Origin of the sequence: Acinetobacter sp. YH12137 (assembly GCF_013418535.1) — a bacterium.
In the GTDB taxonomy this organism is placed as follows: Bacteria; Pseudomonadota; Gammaproteobacteria; order Pseudomonadales; family Moraxellaceae; genus Acinetobacter.
In genome coordinates this window covers 31,388-49,307 of record NZ_VPBW01000011.1, presented here as the reverse complement: position 1 = coordinate 49,307, position 17,920 = coordinate 31,388, and the positions used below count along the sequence as shown (strand labels likewise).

Sequence of the window (17,920 nt, the reverse complement as noted above, 5' to 3'; positions counted from 1 at the left end):
GGGCTTTTTTGTTATAAGGTGTGCTGAAGAGGGAAAAGAGCAAATAATAAACATGAGTGCCACGGAAATATTTGAACTGAGACGAAATAATCTGGCCAAAGTAATCGATCAGTTGATTGATAGCCAGCAGTTTAAAAATGGCAAAGAGATTTGCGAGCACTTTGGTCTGTCTGCAGCCTATATTACCCAGCTATTGAACAGTAAGCGCCAGATTGGAGAGAAGGCCGCACGCGAGCTGGAGCAGCAACTGGGCCTGGAAAGTTTAATATTGGATCGTGCTCAAGCACCTGTTATTGAATTGGCATCTAGTCCTGTAAAAATGAATTTGTTCCAGATGCAGGTTGTTGAGCAGCAAGCCTTTAAAATGAAAACTATAGATTCGGCAGAAAGACTTTTACCATGGCTTAAATTGGAGCTTCAGCATTATGCCATTCAGGTCACAGGACAATATTATTTTCCGAGCCTAAAAGCAGGCTGGTGGTTGGTCTGTGATGAGCAAGCTGATTTACAGCCATCTGGCTTGATGTGTCTTTATTTAATTAATGGACTGCAGCTCATTGTGGAGCTGATTTCGGAAAACCAGGACAGCTATCAGATCCAAAGTCTGGATGAAAGCCGCAAGGTCAGTTTCCAGAAATCTGATATAGCTAAAATCCATCCTGTGATTGCCATAGTGCCTCAGCATTCAATTTTTTTAGACCAGAAATAATTCAGCCCATCATAAGATGGGCTGAATAGGGAAATCGAAAACGGGCAGCTTATGGAAGCTGATTTTCGTCTTCAAACTCTGGTTTCACCTGAACAATAAAGTCCTGACGATTCAGACCGCGCCACAGGGCGAAGGCTGTACCGATATAGATCGAAGAATAGGTACCGACAAAGACACCTACAAACATCGCAATCGAGAACCATTTCAGGCCAGCACCGCCCATGATCATCATGGCCACTACAACCAGTAATAAAGTCATAGAAGTATGAATGGTACGGCGTAAGGTTTCAGTCAAGGCAATATTGATAATTTCAACAGGTTCGGCACCCCGGATCTTACGGAAGTTCTCACGGATACGGTCAGAAACCACGATGTTATCGTTGAGTGAGAAACCGATGATCGCCAGTAGTGCAGCCAGAACCGTAAGGTCAAATGGCCATTGCATCATGGCAAAAATACCAATCGTCACCACGATATCGTGGAACAATGACAGTACCGCACCCATCGCCAGTTTGAACTCAAAGCGGATAGTGACATAGACCAGCATCAGCAAGAGGGCAAGAGCAACTGCACCCGCAGAACGCACATACAGCTCATTACCGACCTGTCCACCGACTACATCGACCTTAGGTACCTGAGCCGCATTGCCTGGCAGCTGAACTGCTGCAGTAACGGCTTTGGTAAGGTCTTCTGCTTCAATATCTTCCTGAACCGGCATACGTACCATCAGGTCACGTTCCGAGCCCAGAGTCTGCACGACAGCATCATCAAAGCCAGCTTTGCTGAGTGCCTGAGTTACATCATCAGGTTTTACCGGATTGGTATAGTTCAGCTCTGCTGATACACCACCGGTAAAGTCCAGACCGAGGTTCAAGCCTTTAGTCGCAATAAAGAAGATGCTGGCAACCGTCAGGATGATAGAGAACACTGCCGCAGGCAATGCAATCTTCATAAACGGAATGATACGTTCGTCTTCAGGACGACCATACTGTTTTTGATTCAGTTGAGTATTTTCAGTCATCATCGATCTCCTAAATGCTCAACTTTTTCAAGTTACGTTTTTTGCCATAGATGATCTGTACGATCGCACGGGTTACGGTAATCGCCGTAAACATCGAGCAGACAATACCAATCATCAGGGTGACAGCAAAGCCTTTGATCGGACCAGTACCAATTGCGAACAGAATGAACGCTACCAGGAAGGTAGTTAAGTTCGAGTCGAAAATGGTGTTATAGGCCCGATCATAACCGGCCACAATTGCCTGTTTCGGCGAGGCGCCCCATTTCATTTCTTCCCGTATCCGCTCACAGATCAGTACGTTGGCATCGACCGCCATACCGATAGTAATCACGATACCTGCAATACCCGGCAGGGTGAGGGAAGCGCCAATCCATGACATCACTGTCAGAATCATTGCCAGGTTAACGACCAGCGCGAAGTTGGCAATGACACCGAACAGACGGAAGAATACCACCATCCAGATCGCCACTAAAATGAAGCCGATTTGAGTAGAGAGTACGCCTTTATCAATATTTTCCTGACCCAGACTTGGACCAATCACACGTTCTTCAACGAAATACATTGGCGCAGCCAGAGCACCAGCACGTAGCATCAAGGCAAGCTCAGAAGCTTCCTGAGGTGAGTCCAGACCGGTAATACGGAATTGAGAACCCAATACTGCCTGAATGGTAGCAGCGTTAATCACCACAGATTCGGTATATGGTGTACGCACTTCAGTTTGTGCACCTGTTGCCGGGTCTTCTACGTAGCTGATCTTTTGCTTGTTCTCAATGAACAGTACCGCCATACGTTTGCCTACGGCATTACGTGTGGCATCTGCCATCAATTTACCGCCAGCGCTGTCCAAAGTAATATTAACTTCAGCACCACCAGTATCCTGACTAAAGCCAGAAGATGCATTTTGTACACGTTCACCGGTCAAAATACGGTTACGGTTTAGCAATAACTGACGACCACTGTCCAGAGATTCATAAGCAAATGCCTGAGTTCCTGCTGGAGCTGTACCACTTAATTGGCCAGTATAAGGATCGATGTATTGATCATTCAGATCAGACACCAGACGGAATTCCAGGTTCGCCGTACGACCCAAGACACGTTTTGCTTCTGCGGTATCCTGTACACCCGGAAGTTCAACCACAATACGGTTGCTACCTTGGGTTTGTACCAGCGCTTCAGCCACACCTAACTCGTTAATACGGTTACGTAAAGTAGTTAAGTTCTGGTTCACCGCATAAGATTCGATTTCCTGCTTACGCGTATCGGTATAGTTGAGGCGTAAAGTCGAACCTGTTTCAGTCGCCACTGCCTGCTGGTTGAATTCATTGCCATTACGGCGCAAGAAATCCATGACGGCAGCACGATCATCATTATTGGCAAACTGCACAACAATGGTGTTATTGCTTAAATTCAGGCTATTGAATTTCAGGTTGTTATCACGCAGCTGACGACGCAGGTCAGTTGCAGAGGTGTCCATACGCTGTGCAATCGCCTTGTCCATATCCACTTCGAGCAGGAAGTGAACACCACCACGTAAGTCCAGACCCAGTTTCATTGGTTTGGCGCCAATTTTCTGTAGCCATTCTGGGGTGGTTGGAGCAAGGTTAAGTGCTACGACGTATTCATCACCTAAACCACGGCGTAAAGCTTCTTTGGCTTTCAGCTGTGCTTCACTTGAATTTACACGTAATAAAGCAGCGTTATTACTAAAGCTATTGTCGTGAGTTGCAATATTTTCAGTTGTTAAAATCTGCTCTGCTTTTTGTACGATGCCTGCGTCAATCTGAGTACCGGCTTTGGCACCCGAAATCTGTACAGCAGGTTCATCTGGATACAAACTTGGCAGGGCATATAAAGTACTGACCACCAGGACAACCAGGATCAGCACATATTTCCATGCTGGGTAACGCATTCGTTTTCTTCTTAAAATGAAAAAGTCGTGCGGGGAGCACGACTAATTTTGATTAAATGTTATTTAAAGTGCCTTCAGGCAGAACTGAGATCACACTCGCGCGTTGAACTTTGACTTCTACACCGCGGCTCAACTCAACCACTGCGAAATCACCTTCAATTTTAGTGATTTTGCCCATTAAGCCGCCTGCAAAAACGACTTCGCTGCCTACGCCAAGGCTGTCAACCAGAGCACGGTGCTCTTTGGCACGTTTTGATTGAGGGCGCCAGATCAAGAAATAGAAGATTGCAACAAAAACCGCAATCATCAAAAGGTTAGCCATCAAGCTTGGTTGTTGTGCAGCTTCACCTGCAGCGTGAGCAGTCGAAATAAATAGGCTCATTTCATTTTCCTAAAATAAAAAACTGGTGATCAACTTGATAATAAATTGACATATTCTTGCAATTTACCCTGTCTTTTTCCTCAGCGCAAATGCTGAAAGATTAATCTTGTGGACAAGGTGGAACTTCTAGGCCACGACGAGCGTAAAAGTCCTGAACAAATTCATCAAAAGTCCCGTTATCCAGCGCGTTGCGGATATCTTCGGTAAAACGCTGGTAATAACGCAGGTTATGGATGGTACCGAGCATAGAACCCAGCATTTCTCCACATTTCTCTAAATGGAACAGATAAGCACGGGTAAAGTTCTGACAGGTATAACAATCGCAATGTGGATCAAGCGGGCTTTGATCATGACGGTATTGGCTATTACGGATACGCACCAGACCATCAGTCACGAAATAATGACCGTTACGTGCATTTCGGGTTGGCATGACGCAGTCGAACATGTCTACACCACGACGGATGCCTTCAACGATATCTTCCGGTTTGCCGACACCCATCAGGTAACGCGGTTTATTTTCCGGCATTTTGTTCGGAAGATAATCCAGTACCTTGATCATTTCTTCTTTCGGTTCGCCAACGGACAGACCGCCAATCGCATAACCGTCGAAGTCAATCTCAAGCAGGCCTTTTAAGGATTCATCACGCAGGTCTTCATACATCCCGCCCTGAATAATCCCGAACAGGGCATTTTTATTGTTGAGTTCGTCATGATGATGTTTCTTGCAGCGCTCAGCCCAACGTAAAGACAGCTGCAAAGATTTTTGCGCTTCTTCATGGGTCGCTGGATAAGGCGTACATTCATCAAAAATCATCACGATATCGGAGTTCAATGTATGCTGAATTTCCATTGAAATTTCAGGTGAAAGGAAAACTTTTGAACCATCAATCGGTGAGCGGAAGGTCACGCCTTTTTCTTCAATCTTGCGCATTGCACCCAGACTGAAGACCTGGAAGCCGCCTGAGTCAGTCAGAATCGGTTTATCCCATTTCATGAAACCGTGCAGGCCACCATGCTGCTTGATGACTTCAAGGCCCGGGCGCAGGTACAGGTGGAAGGTATTACCGAGGATAATCTGCGCTTTAATGCCTTCAACATCACGTGGCAACATGCCTTTAACCGTGCCATAAGTACCAACTGGCATAAAGACAGGTGTCTCTACTACGCCATGTTCAAGCGTTAAACGACCACGACGGGCACGACCCGACTGACCTAATTTTTCAAACTTCATAAGAGTTCCAAATCAAGGCGAAAAAACAGTTCGCTGATTACTAATGCGAATTAAAGGGCGCTATTTTCCTTGATTCTGACCTTAAACGCCAGCATTGTAGAGAATTCACTCTGTAATTTTATTTATCGATGAATAGAGGAAACATCAGGTGAAAGAGGTGAGTTTGCAGAAAACTGCTGTAAACGCTGCATGATTTCTTCCCGGCTCAAGGCACAGCTGCCATCGGGTTCAGCCGCCATGGCAGCAATATGCTGGATCAGTTTCTGGATATAGATATTGCTGTCGATAAAATAGGATTCTAGCGTCAGTAAATAGGCATCCTGCGCTACTTGTAAATAGTCATAAGGCTCCATAGCCAGCATTTGTTCCAGGTCAATCAGGATGTCTTTATCGCTTTGCGAAAGCTTGAGGTGTTTATGAGATGTGGGCAAAGGCTGAGCTTGCCGTGAAGCAAAAAAGTCATTTAGTAAAATGCTTTCAGTATTAAGTTCAAGTGCAGATTGGCATTCACATTCGGGTTGGCTCGGAACGCTGAGGAAAAAGATAATCGAATCTAGATCCAGACCATAAGCTTCAGAAAGTCTATGTTTAGCTTGCTTAAAAGTTTCTAGCAATAAATCCAAGTGAGTAGCAGGAAGCTGTTTTTGTTGAGCTAAGACAGGATGGCCAAAACTATGCTGGGTTTTAAAATACTCTGCCAGCCAAGTTTTAAAAGGCACGAGTTTAGATTGTGAAGAGGCTTGAGTTCTATAGCGCCATTTTCGTACATTCCAGCGATCCTGTTCGGCCAGATATTGCAGTGGATCTTCAGGATCCTGGAAAATGCTACGTTCTGTGGAAATCGCCAGATCATCCAGCAGCAAAAATTCATCAAAGACCAGACTACAGGCATAGATGTGATCATCCTGATAGCGATCATACAGTTGATAAAATTCCTTGACCAGCGTCTGTTGCAAGTGTTCTAAATAATCCAGCATGATTTTTTATTCTTTTTATTGGGTTTTATAAGTGTATTGCTTTATCTCTCGCTATTTCATCATAAGCCAATGTATTGCAAATCAAAAACTATAAAATGTAATGATTTTTCTCAGTGGAAGTTCGGACGATAGTCAAAGTTTTGACTCACAGTCTGGTCACGGAAAGGGCGTACTGCTTTCTTTCTGAGGAACATGTTATTGATAATATTGTGCGGAAAAATCTGAATCTGGTTATTGAAGAGTTCAACATTGCGGTTGTAGATGGTAATCGCAGCACCGACATTTTCATTCTGTTCTTCAATTTCATTCATCATTTTCAGGTAAATGTCATTTGCTTTCAGTTCAGGATAGTTTTCAATCACCACATTCAGGCTGCGCATCAGTTCTTTATTCAGGTTTTCAACCCGTTGTAACTGGGCAATATCGGCATCCTGGATATTCAGGTTCATAATGTTCTGGCGCAGTTCAGTGACTTTCTCTAAAGTGCCTTTTTCAAAACTGGAATATTGCTCAACCAGAGGTTGCAGACCATCCAGGATTTTTAGTTTTTGCCGCTCATAGCTGGCGACATCGGACCATGCACGAATAGTGGAGTTATGATGACGCACAATGCTGTTACGAATCATGATAATGGCAATAATGACCAGAAGCGGGATAATGACAAAAACAAAAAATCCCATAAAAGTAGTCCCCAGAAAAAAATAATTATTTTAAAAATTGCGTCAGATCAGTATGTAACTTTTCCAATTCTATTAATTTAAACGTTCTGAGATGGCCACGCAATGTGGAAATATCGCTAATTTTATCGTGTTTACTGGATACCTCAAATAAATCATGTGGTCCCAGATAGCAGAGTATATGGCTTTCCGGGTGAAACAGTAAATCGCCCTGACGCTGTTCAAAAAAATCCGCCAGTCGAAGTACAAAACCAGGCGTGAGCATTTTGGCTATTTGCATCGGATCACTGCCAAAGAAATTCAATTTCTGGTTGGTGCGAATATCGCTGCTGTGCCAGGGATGAGCATAAGGATAATGAAATTTCTTTCTGGAGGTAGTCACGGCTAGCCCCTGAATCTGAACATCAAAAACAAATACTCCCCAAAGGTCTTTATGTACCTGAGTCAGTTTGACCGGTTGACCTTCTTTATTGCGTACCTGAACTTCATGCACATAATGATATTGAAAGACCAGAACCTGATGTTGTTGACCATCTTCATCTTCCCAGACAGTGCTGGCATAGCGTGAAATTTCATTACTCAGAGAGCCCTGATTAAATACCGGGAACAGACGTTTTAAATGGCTAATAAAATGTAGGGGATTCAGTGGAATAGAAATATGTTGTGGCTGCCTCTGAAAAGCCAGCTGGTATTTTTTGGCGAGCGCCTCATCTTCCAGATAACGAATGACTTCATCCAGTGGCTTTCGATGTTCATAGCTGATATAAGCCCAGAATACCAATAGGCATCCAAAGAAAACACCGCTTTGCATCCAGATATTGGCAGGCGCTACAAAGATGCAGCCAATCAGAAAGAGTCCGATTCCGGCCAGAGCAAGCGGTAAATTATTTTCAAATTTTAAGCTAATTGGGCCATTCCAGGGGTGCAAGCCATCCAATAATTCCTGATGGCTTTTGGCCTGACGACCCAGATCCCAGAGCCGGGCGATATTGCGAAACACCACTTCATTTTTCTTACGTCGAATATGAATGGAATGCTGCACAGACTCGATCGGCATGGGGAGGTTTCCTGCTGATTATTGCGCTTGATCAATCAGCATGGCATCGCCATAACTGAAGAAGCGGTATTTGCTTTCAACCGCGTGCTTGTAAGCATTCAGGATGTTTTCGCGGTTAGATAGAGCCGAAACCAGCATGAGCAGGGTAGATTCCGGTAAATGGAAGTTGGTAATCAGACGATCCACCACTTTGAACTCATAACCCGGATAGATGAAGATTTGAGTATCACCGGTCCAGCCTTTCAGTTCACCACCATTGGCCTGAGCCGCACTTTCGGTCGCACGGGTTGCGGTCGTACCGACAGCAATCACTTTATTACCACGTGCTTTGGTGGCTTTGATCAATTCCATGGATTCATCCGATACCTGACACCATTCGCTGTGCATGATATGGTTTTCGATATCATTGGTACGAACTGGCAGGAAAGTACCTGCACCGACATGCAAGGTCACAAAGGTTTTCTGAATGCCTTTTTCTTCCAGTTTCTTCAGCAACTCTTCATCGAAGTGCAGGGAAGCGGTTGGTGCAGCCACACTGGCCAGTTTTGTCGGATCGTTAAAAACAGTCTGATAACGTACTGTATCAATTTCTTCTGCTTCACGGTTGAAATAAGGTGGAATTGGTAGCGCACCGTATTGATCCAGCACATCCAGAATCGGCTGAGAAAACTCGACAATAAACAGATTTTCATGACGGCCTTGAACGGTGACTTTGACTTCATCTGGACCGATAAATAATTCTGCACCGGCTTTAGGTGTGTTGCTGGCCTTGATATGACAATGCGCAATGAACTGATCCATCATACGCTCAACCAGTACTTCAACTGCACCACCAGAGGCACGTTTACCTTTCAGGCGCGCTTTCATCACTTTGGTATCGTTCAGAACCAGCAAATCGCCTTCATTCAATAAATCCAGAATATCGGTGAACTGGTGATCGTGATATTGGCCATGTGCATCAAGGTGTAACAGGCGGGAAGCACTACGTTGTTCAAGAGGATAGCGAGCAATCAGCTCATCAGGGAGATCGAAACTAAAATCAGAAAGTTGCATGACAATTTACGATAAAAAAACTGCGGCTAGTATAAACTTTTTTCTTTTTTATGGCGGGAATTGCTCGATTATAAAACAAAAAAATAAGAATTGTTTTAAAATTAGGCAAATGTGTTTTTTCTGCGTTGACAAGTTTTTGAAACAGAGTAATATAGCCGTCATCCACTCCCGAGGTGGTGAAATTGGTAGACGCGGCGGACTCAAAATCCGCTGTCAGAGATGACGTGTCGGTTCGAGTCCGACCCTCGGGACCAAGATTCTGAAGAACCCCAAGCATATTAAGTCTTGGGGTTTTTTATTGCCTAAAAATAAGCACGTAGATGTGGACCTCATTGATTGATCGCATTCTGTATCTTTAATTTGGTAAGGCATCTTTCAGGATAAGAACCTTAATCAGCACTTAAATAAACTAATTGCCTTTATTCTGAATATAAAAAAACCCCACTCATCAAATTTTTCTTTTTCACCATCAAAAATAAAATTCAGGAGTGGAGCTAGATATTACAGTCTTAATAAATTAAGAAAATTCACCCGTTGAGCGTTCTTTGGCCCAGTCACGCAGGATAAATTTCTGCAATTTCCCGGTTGAAGTTTTTGGAATCTCGGTAATCACTACATCTTTAGGTACTTTAAAACGCGCCAGATGTTGCTTGCAGAATTCGATAATCTCTTCTGCTGTGGCAGTTTGTCCTACTTTCAGTTCGACAAAGGCACATGGCACTTCCTGCCAGCGAGGATCTGGTTTTGCCACCACGGCTGCCGTGAGAATAGCAGGATGCTGATAGAGCACTTCTTCCACTTCCAGCGATGAAATGTTTTCACCTCCCGAAATAATCACATCTTTAGAGCGGTCAGTGATTTTTGCATAACCATCAGGTTGGCATACTGCCAGATCGCCAGTATGGAACCAGCCACCGGCAAAGGCTTCTGCAGTTGCTTCCGGATTCTTTAAATAACCTTTCATGACGATGTTGCCACGGAACATGATTTCACCCATGGTCTGACCATCATGTGGCACTTCCTGCATAGTGTCAGGATCAAGTACTTTCATGCCATCTTGCAGCGGATATGGTACACCTTGACGAGAATGCAATTGCGCCTGCTCCTGAATCGACAGATCTGACCAGCCTGCCTGAGACGCACAGAGCGCAGAAGGGCCGTAGGTCTCAGTTAGACCATAGACATGAGTCACATTAATACCGATATTGCGCATGCCCTCAATGATTGCAGCAGGAGGCGCAGCACCGGCTACCATCACTTCGACACGATGATCAAACTTGGTCTTTTTCTCTTCAGGGGTATTGATCAGCATCGATAGTACAATTGGCGCACCGCAGAAATAATCCACTTTATGTTCAGCAATCAGCTTAAAGATCAGTTCCGGATCAACTTTACGTAAACAGACGTTCGTACCGCCATTGGCTGCCATGGTCCAGGCAAAGCACCAGCCATTACAGTGGAATAGCGGTAAGGTCCATAAGTAAGTGGCACGTGGCATCATGCCACAGGCAATGATATTACTGGCTGCATTAATATAGGCGCCACGGTGATGGTAAACCACGCCTTTCGGGTTACCTGTGGTTCCAGAAGTGTAGTTCAGGCTAATCGCATTCCATTCATCATCCGGTAAATGCCATTCAAAATTGGCATCGCCTTGAGCCAGCCAGTCTTCATATTCAATCTGGCCGATACGGGTATCTTCACCCTCAAATTCCTCATCAGCCACGTCAATCACATAAATGTCTTGCTGTGGAACCAGAGCCAAAGCTTCTGTTGCAACTGCAGAAAATTCTGGATCGACCAGCAGTACTTTGGTCTCAGCATGTTCCAGCATGAACGCCAATGTTTTGGCATCCAGACGGGTATTTAAGGTATTCAGGACCGCACCCGCCATTGGCACAGCAAAGTGTGCTTCGATCATCGCAGGTACGTTTGGCAGTAAAACTGAAACGGTGTCATTTTTACCGATGCCTAAATTCTGGAGCTGGTGGGCAAACTGACGGCAACGATTGTATTTTTCACGCCAGGTAATACGACGCTTACCATGAATGATCGCATTTTGATTCGGGTAGATATAAGCCGCGCGATCGAGATAGCGTAAAGGTGACAGCGCTACAAAATTGGCAGGGGTGCGCGGTAATTCATCGTATGCCTTAACCATTGTAAAACTCCGTTCTATATTTATTTTTCATATCCTGTTAAAAAAGATATGCAATTCTTGGAAGTCTTGCAGTTATGCTTTAGTCGAGTGCGAATGTATAATTTTAAAAATTTAAATAATTGAATATTAATAAAATTATTTTTAAGCACCGATTTTTTTGAACCTATGGGTTCCCATATTTGCCTTTTTAGGTATTTTACTCTAAATGGGTGTTAAATATAGCCTCAGCCAAGGAATAATAATGAAAATACAACAGGCGGATGCAACATGGCGCAACTGGTCAGGAAGCCAGTACAGTTCTCCTCAAATTTTTGAGCCTAAAGAAATGAATGAATTGCAAAATCTGGTGAAGTCACATGCGCAGATTCGTGTGGTGGGTGCAGGACATTCATTCAGTGCACTAGCTAAAACCGATGAGGTCTTGATTCGTCTGGATCATTTCAAAGGCGTGATAGATGCAGATGAAGCGACAGCTCAATGTACTGTACAGGCAGGTACGCGTTTATATGAGTTGGGTGAATATCTAGCCCCTCTTAATCAGGCTTTGATCAATCAAGGCGATATTGATCAGCAAAGTCTGGCGGGTGCAGTCTCGACCGGTACGCATGGCACGGGAATTGATTTGCCGTGTTTATCTGCTTTCGTTCAAGGCTTTGAATTACTGACTGCAGATGGCGAATTATTGCAATGTGATGAGCAGCAAAATACGGAAATTTTTCAGGCAGGGCGGGTAGCACTGGGCAGTCTCGGAATACTCACCAAAATCACCCTGCAAAATCGGCCGCGTTATAAATTAAAAGAACAGATCCGGTTGTGTCCGTTAAAAGACATATTTTCCAATATCGATCAATGGAAACATCAGTATCGGCATATTGAGTTTTGGGCTTTTCTGCATGCTGATCAGGTCATGCTGAAAACACTAGATGAAACTGATGACCGCATTCAGCCGAGAAAAGAAAGCTGGCCATCAGAAGATAGTTTATTAATGTTGTGCTCAGAATTGACACGGTTATTGCCGTCTACCAATCCTTATCTGCAAAAGCTGCTCGGTGTTTTTGTCAAACCGACCTGTTTTGTGGATTGGTCCAGTCAGATTTTCCCCACACCGCGTAATACCCGATTTAATGAAATGGAATACCAGATTCCGGTCGAACTAGGCTTGCAGTGTCTGGAAGAAGTGCTGCATTGTTTAAGGCAGCATCGTGTGCCGATGTTCTTTCCGATCGAGTTTCGTTATGTCAAAGCGGATGATATCTGGCTTAGTCCGTTCTATCAGCGGGATTCAGTTTCAATTTCTATCCATCAGTTTTATAAGCAGGATTATCATGTCATTTTTAATCTAATTGAACCGATTTTTCAGAAATATCAGGGGCGACCGCATTGGGGGAAATTACATAGCATGCATGCTGCATCGCTGCGCGATTTATATCCAAAATGGCCTGAATTTATAGCGCTACGTCAGCAGCTGGATCCGCAGCAAAAATGGCTGAATCCCTACTTGAAACAACTGTTTCTGGCTAAGTAGCAGGAGTAGAAGATGCGATCAACTTATTTTCAGCAACTGACTCAAGACCTAAAACAGCAGGGTACAGGTACACCACAACTGATTCTGGATTTGGTTCAGTATCAGCATAATCTGGATGTTGTGCAGGCAAAACTACCTCCGCAGTTAAAGCCTCGTCTGGTGGTGAAATCTCTGTCCAGTACCGAGTTGCTTCAATTCGCTAGTGAAAAGCTGAATACCCAGCGTTTTATGGTATTTCATCTGCCACATCTTCGGGAAATTATCGGAGCATTTCAGCAAGCGGACATTCTACTCGGTAAGCCAATGCCGGTTCATGCAGCGCAGCGCTTTTATCAAAGCTGGTTTGGTCAAATGGACTTAAATACTCAAGTAAATATTCAATGGCTGATCGATAGTCAGGCACGGCTGGAGCAGTATCTGCAACTCGCCCAAAACCTGAATTTCTGCCTGAATGTGAATATTGAAATTGATGTGGGGCTGCATCGCGGAGGGGTGAACAGTCAGGAGCAGTTTATAGCCCTACTCAAGCTGATTCAGCAGCATCCTTTGTCTCTAAAATTTTCCGGATTAATGGGCTACGATGCGCATGTAGCCAAACTGCCAAAAATTCTCAAAAGTCCTGAAAAAAGTTATCAGCAATCACAGCAGATTTATCAACAATTCAAGCTGACGCTGCAACAGCAATTTCCTGATTTATGGCATGAAAACCTATGTTTTAACGGTGGCGGCAGTCCGACCTTTATGCAGCATTGCCAGCAGAGTGTTTGTAATGATCTGGCTTTTGGTTCCATGCTACTTAAACCCAGCGATTTCGATCTGGACAATCTCTCTGCTTTAAAATGTGCTTCGTGGATCGCCACACCAATTTTAAAAGTGCTGCCTTATAGCCAGATTCCTGGACTGGAAATGCTGAATCATCTACCACATCAGCATAAAGCGCTATTTGTGTATGGTGGCTACTGGCAGGCGGACTATTATTTTCCAGAAAAAAGCCAGCCGCATGTTTTATATGGACGCAGTAGCAATCAGGAAATGGTTCTGGTACCGAAATCTTGCGAACTGAAAGTCGATGATTATGTGTTTTTAAGGCCGACCCAAAGTGAGGCCATCATTCCCCAGTTTTCTCACTTGTATGTCTATGCTGAAAGGCAATTTGAAGCGTGGCAAACCTTTAGAGAATAAATAATTCTTGAGCGAATAATGATCTTAACTCGTTGCAGCTCAAAAGAACTTTTTGGTGATAAATCCTATTTTTATTAGGGAAAAGGTTTAATCATTGGCTCAAGCCGTGTAAAATTCTAGGCGATTTTTTATTTATCCACCGTTTTTATCTTTTGAGGTTCTCCCTCGATCATAATCTCGCGGTGACATGCTCCATGGTACGGGGCATCACTCCTTAAGGATTTCATATGCCAATTATCACTTTGCCAAATGGCGATCAAAAACAGTTTGATCACGCCGTATCTGTGATGGAAGTTGCTCAAAGCATCGGTCCTGGTCTTGCAAAAAATACCGTTGCAGGTCGTGTAAACGATCGTCTAGTGGACGCGTGCGATCTGATTACTGAAGACGCAACCTTACACATCATCACGCCTAAAGATGAAGAAGGTGTCGAAATTATTCGTCACTCTTGCGCACACTTGGTGGGTCATGCCGTTAAGCAATTGTTCCCAGAAGCAAAGATGGTCATTGGTCCAGTCATTGAAGAAGGTTTCTACTATGACATCTGGATGCCACGTCCATTTACTTTAGATGACATGGCTGCGATTGAAGAGCGTATGAAAAAGCTCATCGATCAAGACTATGACGTCGTGAAAAAAATGACTCCACGTGATGAAGTGATTGCAGAATTCACTGCACGTGGCGAAGAATACAAATTGCGCCTGATCGCAGACATGCCTGAAGAAACTCAAATGGGCCTGTACTACCATCAGGACTATCTGGATATGTGCCGTGGTCCGCACGTACCAAATACCAAATTCCTAAAATCGTTCAAACTGACTAAAATTTCTGGTGCTTACTGGCGCGGTGATGCGAAGAATGAACAGCTACAACGGATCTATGGTACAGCTTGGGCGGATAAGAAACAGCTCGCAGCTTATATCAAGCGTATTGAAGAAGCTGAAAAACGCGATCACCGTAAAATTGGTAAAGCCTTAGACTTGTTCCATATGCAGGAAGAAGCACCAGGTATGGTGTTCTGGCATCCAAACGGCTGGACCATTTACCAAGTGCTTGAACAATACATGCGTAAAGTTCAGCAAGAAAATGGTTACCTTGAAATCCGTACACCACAAGTGGTGGATTTCACGCTTTGGGAAAAATCAGGTCACGCAGCGAACTATGCTGAAAACATGTTTACGACTCATTCAGAGAACCGTAACTACGCTGTAAAACCGATGAACTGTCCTTGTCACGTGCAAGTGTTCAACCAGGGCTTAAAATCATATCGTGATCTTCCAATCCGTTTAGCGGAGTTTGGTTCATGTCACCGTAACGAGCCATCGGGTTCTTTACACGGCATCATGCGTGTACGTGGTTTTACCCAAGATGATGCGCATATTTTCTGTACTAAAGAACAAATCGGTACTGAAGTTGCAGACTTTATCAAATTGACACTAGACGTATACAAAGATTTTGGCTTTGAAGAAGTACAAATGAAGTTATCTACACGTCCTGAAAAACGTGTGGGTGATGATGCACTTTGGGATATGGCAGAAAAATCTTTGGCAGATGCTTTAGATGCAGCGGGTCTTGAATGGGATCTTCAACCAGGTGAAGGTGCATTCTACGGTCCGAAGATCGAATTCTCATTGAAAGACTGCTTAGGCCGAATCTGGCAGTGTGGTACCATTCAATGTGACTTCAATCTTCCAGAACGTCTGGATGCCTCTTATGTTACTGAAGACAACGATCGTGATCAGCCTGTGATGTTGCACCGTGCAATTCTTGGCAGTTTCGAACGTTTTATTGGTATACTGATTGAACACTACGCGGGCTTTATGCCACCTTGGTTATCACCAGTGCAAGCGTGTGTCATGAATATTACTGATGCTCAAGCCGAGGCTTGTGAGTCAGTCGTCGCGAAACTTAAAGAAAACGGAATTCGTGCAATTTCTGACTTGAGAAATGAGAAAATCGGCTTTAAGATTCGTGAACGTACTTTAGAGCGTATTCCTTACTTATTGGTACTTGGGGACCGTGAGGTAGAGGAAGGTACTGTGAATGTCCGTACCCGCTCAGGAAAAAATTTGGGTACTATGTCAATCGATGCTTTCGTTGACTTAGTAAAAGCAGCCGTTGCCGAACGCGGCCGGTACATTGTGGAGTAACAGCGATTAAACAGCCTGACCGTAATCAACAGGGCGGTAATAAATCAAACCGTCCTGCCTTGAATGATGAAATTCGTGCTAAAGAAGTTCGTCTTGTAGACGAAAATGGTGAGCAAAAAGGTATTGTAAGCCTTGCGGAAGCATTGCGCGCAGCAGAAAATGTTGAGCTTGATCTTGTTGAGATCGTAGCCAATGCTGAGCCACCTGTTTGCAAAATCATGGACTTCAATAAGCATTTGTTTGATCTGAAACAAAAGCAGAAAGAAGCGAAGAAAAAACAACATCAAGTCCAGGTGAAAGAAATCAAGCTACGTCCTGCGACAGATGTAGGTGATTACAACGTAAAATTACGTGCAATCATCAAATTCCTTGAAGAAGGAAACAAGGTTAAAATTACCCTGCGTTTCCGTGGTCGTGAAATGGCTCACCAGCAACTGGGTCTGGCTCAACTGCAAAAAGTTGAAGCAGACGTCGTTGAATATGGTGTTGTTGAACAAGCACCAAAAATGGAAGGTCGTCAAATGGGTATGCTGCTTGGTCCTAAAAAGAAAAAGTAAGCATCTCTTGATGAAAAAAGCCCTGCATTTGCAGGGCTTTTTTATGAGGTAACTTAATTTTTTATTGAGTAGGGTAGGATTTTCCTGCTTCTACAATCGGAATATTGGCCTCAGTGGGTACATAAATTATTTGTTGAATACGACCTTCACGTAGGGCTTCACCAAATGCACCAATAAATTCCTGCTTGCGATATTCAGGATAATCTTTAGCTGCCTGCCCAACGAGTTTAATAGCTTCTGCACGCAGTTTGGCACTTTCCAGTTCCGCTTTTGCAACTTGCACTTGAATCATTTTAGATTGTTCTGCTTCAGCCAATGCTGCCTGACCATCCATCCCTTGTTTCCAAACTTTATAATGTGGCCAGCCAAACAATAGCAGTAAAATGACAATCAATAAAAAGAAGAGCAAGCCCAATAGCATGAATGGACTTAGGGCGTTGCGACGGACATAATTCATAGTGCACCTACGGCAGATTTTTTTATCTATGGTATTTATTGAATGTTTTATTCTGTTTCAGAAAAGCATAGCCGAAATTTTATGTAAATCAACTATATGTGGTGATAGGGGAAAGTCCCAACCAGAACACCATTTTTTAATAACTGCTTTTTGTCCTTTGAAATCTGATGAGATAAATTTCTTTCAGCTTAAACTTCATGATTAAAATTGCTTTTGAATCAGCTTTTATGATCTTAAATTCCAAGCACTGTGCATGGCCTGAATAATTTCTTTAGCTTGCTGACGGGAAAACATCGATAAATGAATCCGGAATAATCTTAAACAGAGCCGGTCGCGCCAACTGGACTGACAAAGAATAAAATCGAGAGTGCCATCTCGCTGATTAATTTGATGAGCGGGAAGTCTGGTTAGCCAGCGTTTGGTACGTGCCTTAATTGAATCATATTGAGGATTGATAAAGCTATAATGGACGGCTTCACGATATAAACACAGGCTGATCCGGTATCCTGCCAAAGTATAATAAATTGTCCGCGAGGTGATTTTTAGTTTAATGCTATATACCAAGAGCGATAGCATTAGGAAACCCAGCATATAGCCATAAAAGCTTGGAGACTCCTGCCATAAAAATACCAATCCTCGAATAAAACTGGAAGGAGGATCTGGAGTATGAAGGTATAAGGTCATCAAAATCCCAATGGGATAGCAAAGAAGGAGAAGTCCCATATGTTTCATCGTCTGGGCACTTTGATGAAACAGAATAATGTCTGATGTGTTCATATTATTATTTTTATAAGGAGTGAAAATTGAACACTTTCAAGCTTAAGGATTCTGTCCTAAAAAAGAAAGACCCATTCGGGCCTTTCTTTTCGTTG

16 protein-coding genes and 1 tRNA gene are annotated in these 17,920 nt (G+C 43.7%); 6 read left to right on the top strand and 11 right to left on the bottom strand.

Features of this window, described 5'->3' with window-relative positions:
* Positions 1 to 52 precede the first annotated feature (52 nt).
* Complete coding sequence (locus FTU72_RS07955; protein ID WP_180052653.1) at positions 53 to 709, top strand: hypothetical protein; 657 nt, start codon at positions 53 to 55, stop codon at positions 707 to 709.
* A 49-nt stretch (positions 710 to 758) separates the two neighbouring features.
* Here FTU72_RS07955 and secF read toward each other — a convergent pair whose 3' ends face one another.
* The 8 genes from secF to queA form a co-directional block, all read right to left on the bottom strand.
* Positions 759 to 1,733, bottom strand: coding sequence for a protein translocase subunit SecF (secF, locus tag FTU72_RS07950; RefSeq protein WP_171064806.1), 975 nt, complete (start codon positions 1,731 to 1,733; stop codon positions 759 to 761).
* A gap of 7 nt (positions 1,734 to 1,740) precedes the next feature.
* Positions 1,741 to 3,639: a protein translocase subunit SecD gene (gene secD, locus FTU72_RS07945; protein WP_159123076.1), complete on the bottom strand. Its 1,899-nt coding sequence runs from the start codon at positions 3,637 to 3,639 to the stop codon at positions 1,741 to 1,743.
* Positions 3,640 to 3,691: 52 nt separating this feature from the next.
* The gene (yajC, locus tag FTU72_RS07940) at positions 3,692 to 4,021 is read right to left on the bottom strand and encodes a preprotein translocase subunit YajC (RefSeq protein WP_004783613.1); all 330 of its coding nucleotides are present in this window, start codon (positions 4,019 to 4,021) and stop codon (positions 3,692 to 3,694) included.
* Positions 4,022 to 4,121: 100 nt separating this feature from the next.
* Entirely contained in the window at positions 4,122 to 5,252 is a 1,131-nt protein-coding gene (tgt, locus tag FTU72_RS07935) for a tRNA guanosine(34) transglycosylase Tgt (protein ID WP_004783611.1), read from the bottom strand.
* A 122-nt stretch (positions 5,253 to 5,374) separates the two neighbouring features.
* Positions 5,375 to 6,229: a DUF4303 domain-containing protein gene (locus tag FTU72_RS07930; protein WP_180052652.1), complete on the bottom strand. Its 855-nt coding sequence runs from the start codon at positions 6,227 to 6,229 to the stop codon at positions 5,375 to 5,377.
* A 110-nt stretch (positions 6,230 to 6,339) separates the two neighbouring features.
* Entirely contained in the window at positions 6,340 to 6,909 is a 570-nt protein-coding gene (locus tag FTU72_RS07925; protein ID WP_034702415.1) for a LemA family protein, read from the bottom strand.
* Positions 6,910 to 6,934: 25 nt separating this feature from the next.
* Positions 6,935 to 7,963, bottom strand: coding sequence for a hypothetical protein (locus tag FTU72_RS07920; RefSeq protein ID WP_180052651.1), 1,029 nt, complete (start codon positions 7,961 to 7,963; stop codon positions 6,935 to 6,937).
* 18 nt (positions 7,964 to 7,981) lie between these two features.
* Entirely contained in the window at positions 7,982 to 9,016 is a 1,035-nt protein-coding gene (gene queA / locus FTU72_RS07915) for a tRNA preQ1(34) S-adenosylmethionine ribosyltransferase-isomerase QueA (protein ID WP_004783603.1), read from the bottom strand.
* A 167-nt stretch (positions 9,017 to 9,183) separates the two neighbouring features.
* On the opposite strand from queA, the gene FTU72_RS07910 reads away from it, so the two are divergent.
* Positions 9,184 to 9,270, top strand: a tRNA-Leu gene (locus tag FTU72_RS07910).
* Between the two features lie 263 nt (positions 9,271 to 9,533).
* Here FTU72_RS07910 and FTU72_RS07905 read toward each other — a convergent pair.
* Positions 9,534 to 11,177 carry an acyl-CoA synthetase gene (locus FTU72_RS07905; RefSeq protein WP_179992978.1) on the bottom strand — a complete coding sequence of 548 codons (1,644 nt, stop codon included), beginning with the start codon at positions 11,175 to 11,177 and terminating at the stop codon, positions 9,534 to 9,536.
* A gap of 241 nt (positions 11,178 to 11,418) precedes the next feature.
* Here FTU72_RS07905 and FTU72_RS07900 point away from each other — a divergent pair, with 241 nt between their 5' ends.
* The 4 genes from FTU72_RS07900 to infC all read left to right on the top strand — a co-directional run bounded on the left by FTU72_RS07900 (position 11,419) and on the right by infC (position 16,591).
* Positions 11,419 to 12,702, top strand: coding sequence for a D-arabinono-1,4-lactone oxidase (locus tag FTU72_RS07900; RefSeq protein ID WP_180052650.1), 1,284 nt, complete (start codon positions 11,419 to 11,421; stop codon positions 12,700 to 12,702).
* A 12-nt stretch (positions 12,703 to 12,714) separates the two neighbouring features.
* Positions 12,715 to 13,884, top strand: a complete 1,170-nt coding sequence (locus FTU72_RS07895; RefSeq protein WP_180052649.1) for an alanine racemase — start codon at positions 12,715 to 12,717, stop codon at positions 13,882 to 13,884.
* Between the two features lie 227 nt (positions 13,885 to 14,111).
* The gene (gene thrS, locus FTU72_RS07890) at positions 14,112 to 16,034 is read left to right on the top strand and encodes a threonine--tRNA ligase (protein ID WP_180052648.1); all 1,923 of its coding nucleotides are present in this window, start codon (positions 14,112 to 14,114) and stop codon (positions 16,032 to 16,034) included.
* A 5-nt stretch (positions 16,035 to 16,039) separates the two neighbouring features.
* Positions 16,040 to 16,591, top strand: coding sequence for a translation initiation factor IF-3 (infC, locus tag FTU72_RS07885; RefSeq protein WP_081400954.1), 552 nt, complete (start codon positions 16,040 to 16,042; stop codon positions 16,589 to 16,591).
* A 61-nt stretch (positions 16,592 to 16,652) separates the two neighbouring features.
* On the opposite strand, the gene FTU72_RS07880 is transcribed toward infC, so the two are convergent.
* Both FTU72_RS07880 and FTU72_RS07875 read right to left on the bottom strand, forming a co-directional pair.
* Positions 16,653 to 17,048: a hypothetical protein gene (locus FTU72_RS07880; RefSeq protein WP_004783587.1), complete on the bottom strand. Its 396-nt coding sequence runs from the start codon at positions 17,046 to 17,048 to the stop codon at positions 16,653 to 16,655.
* Positions 17,049 to 17,273: 225 nt separating this feature from the next.
* Positions 17,274 to 17,825: a hypothetical protein gene (locus tag FTU72_RS07875; protein WP_159123057.1), complete on the bottom strand. Its 552-nt coding sequence runs from the start codon at positions 17,823 to 17,825 to the stop codon at positions 17,274 to 17,276.
* Positions 17,826 to 17,920 lie beyond the last annotated feature (95 nt).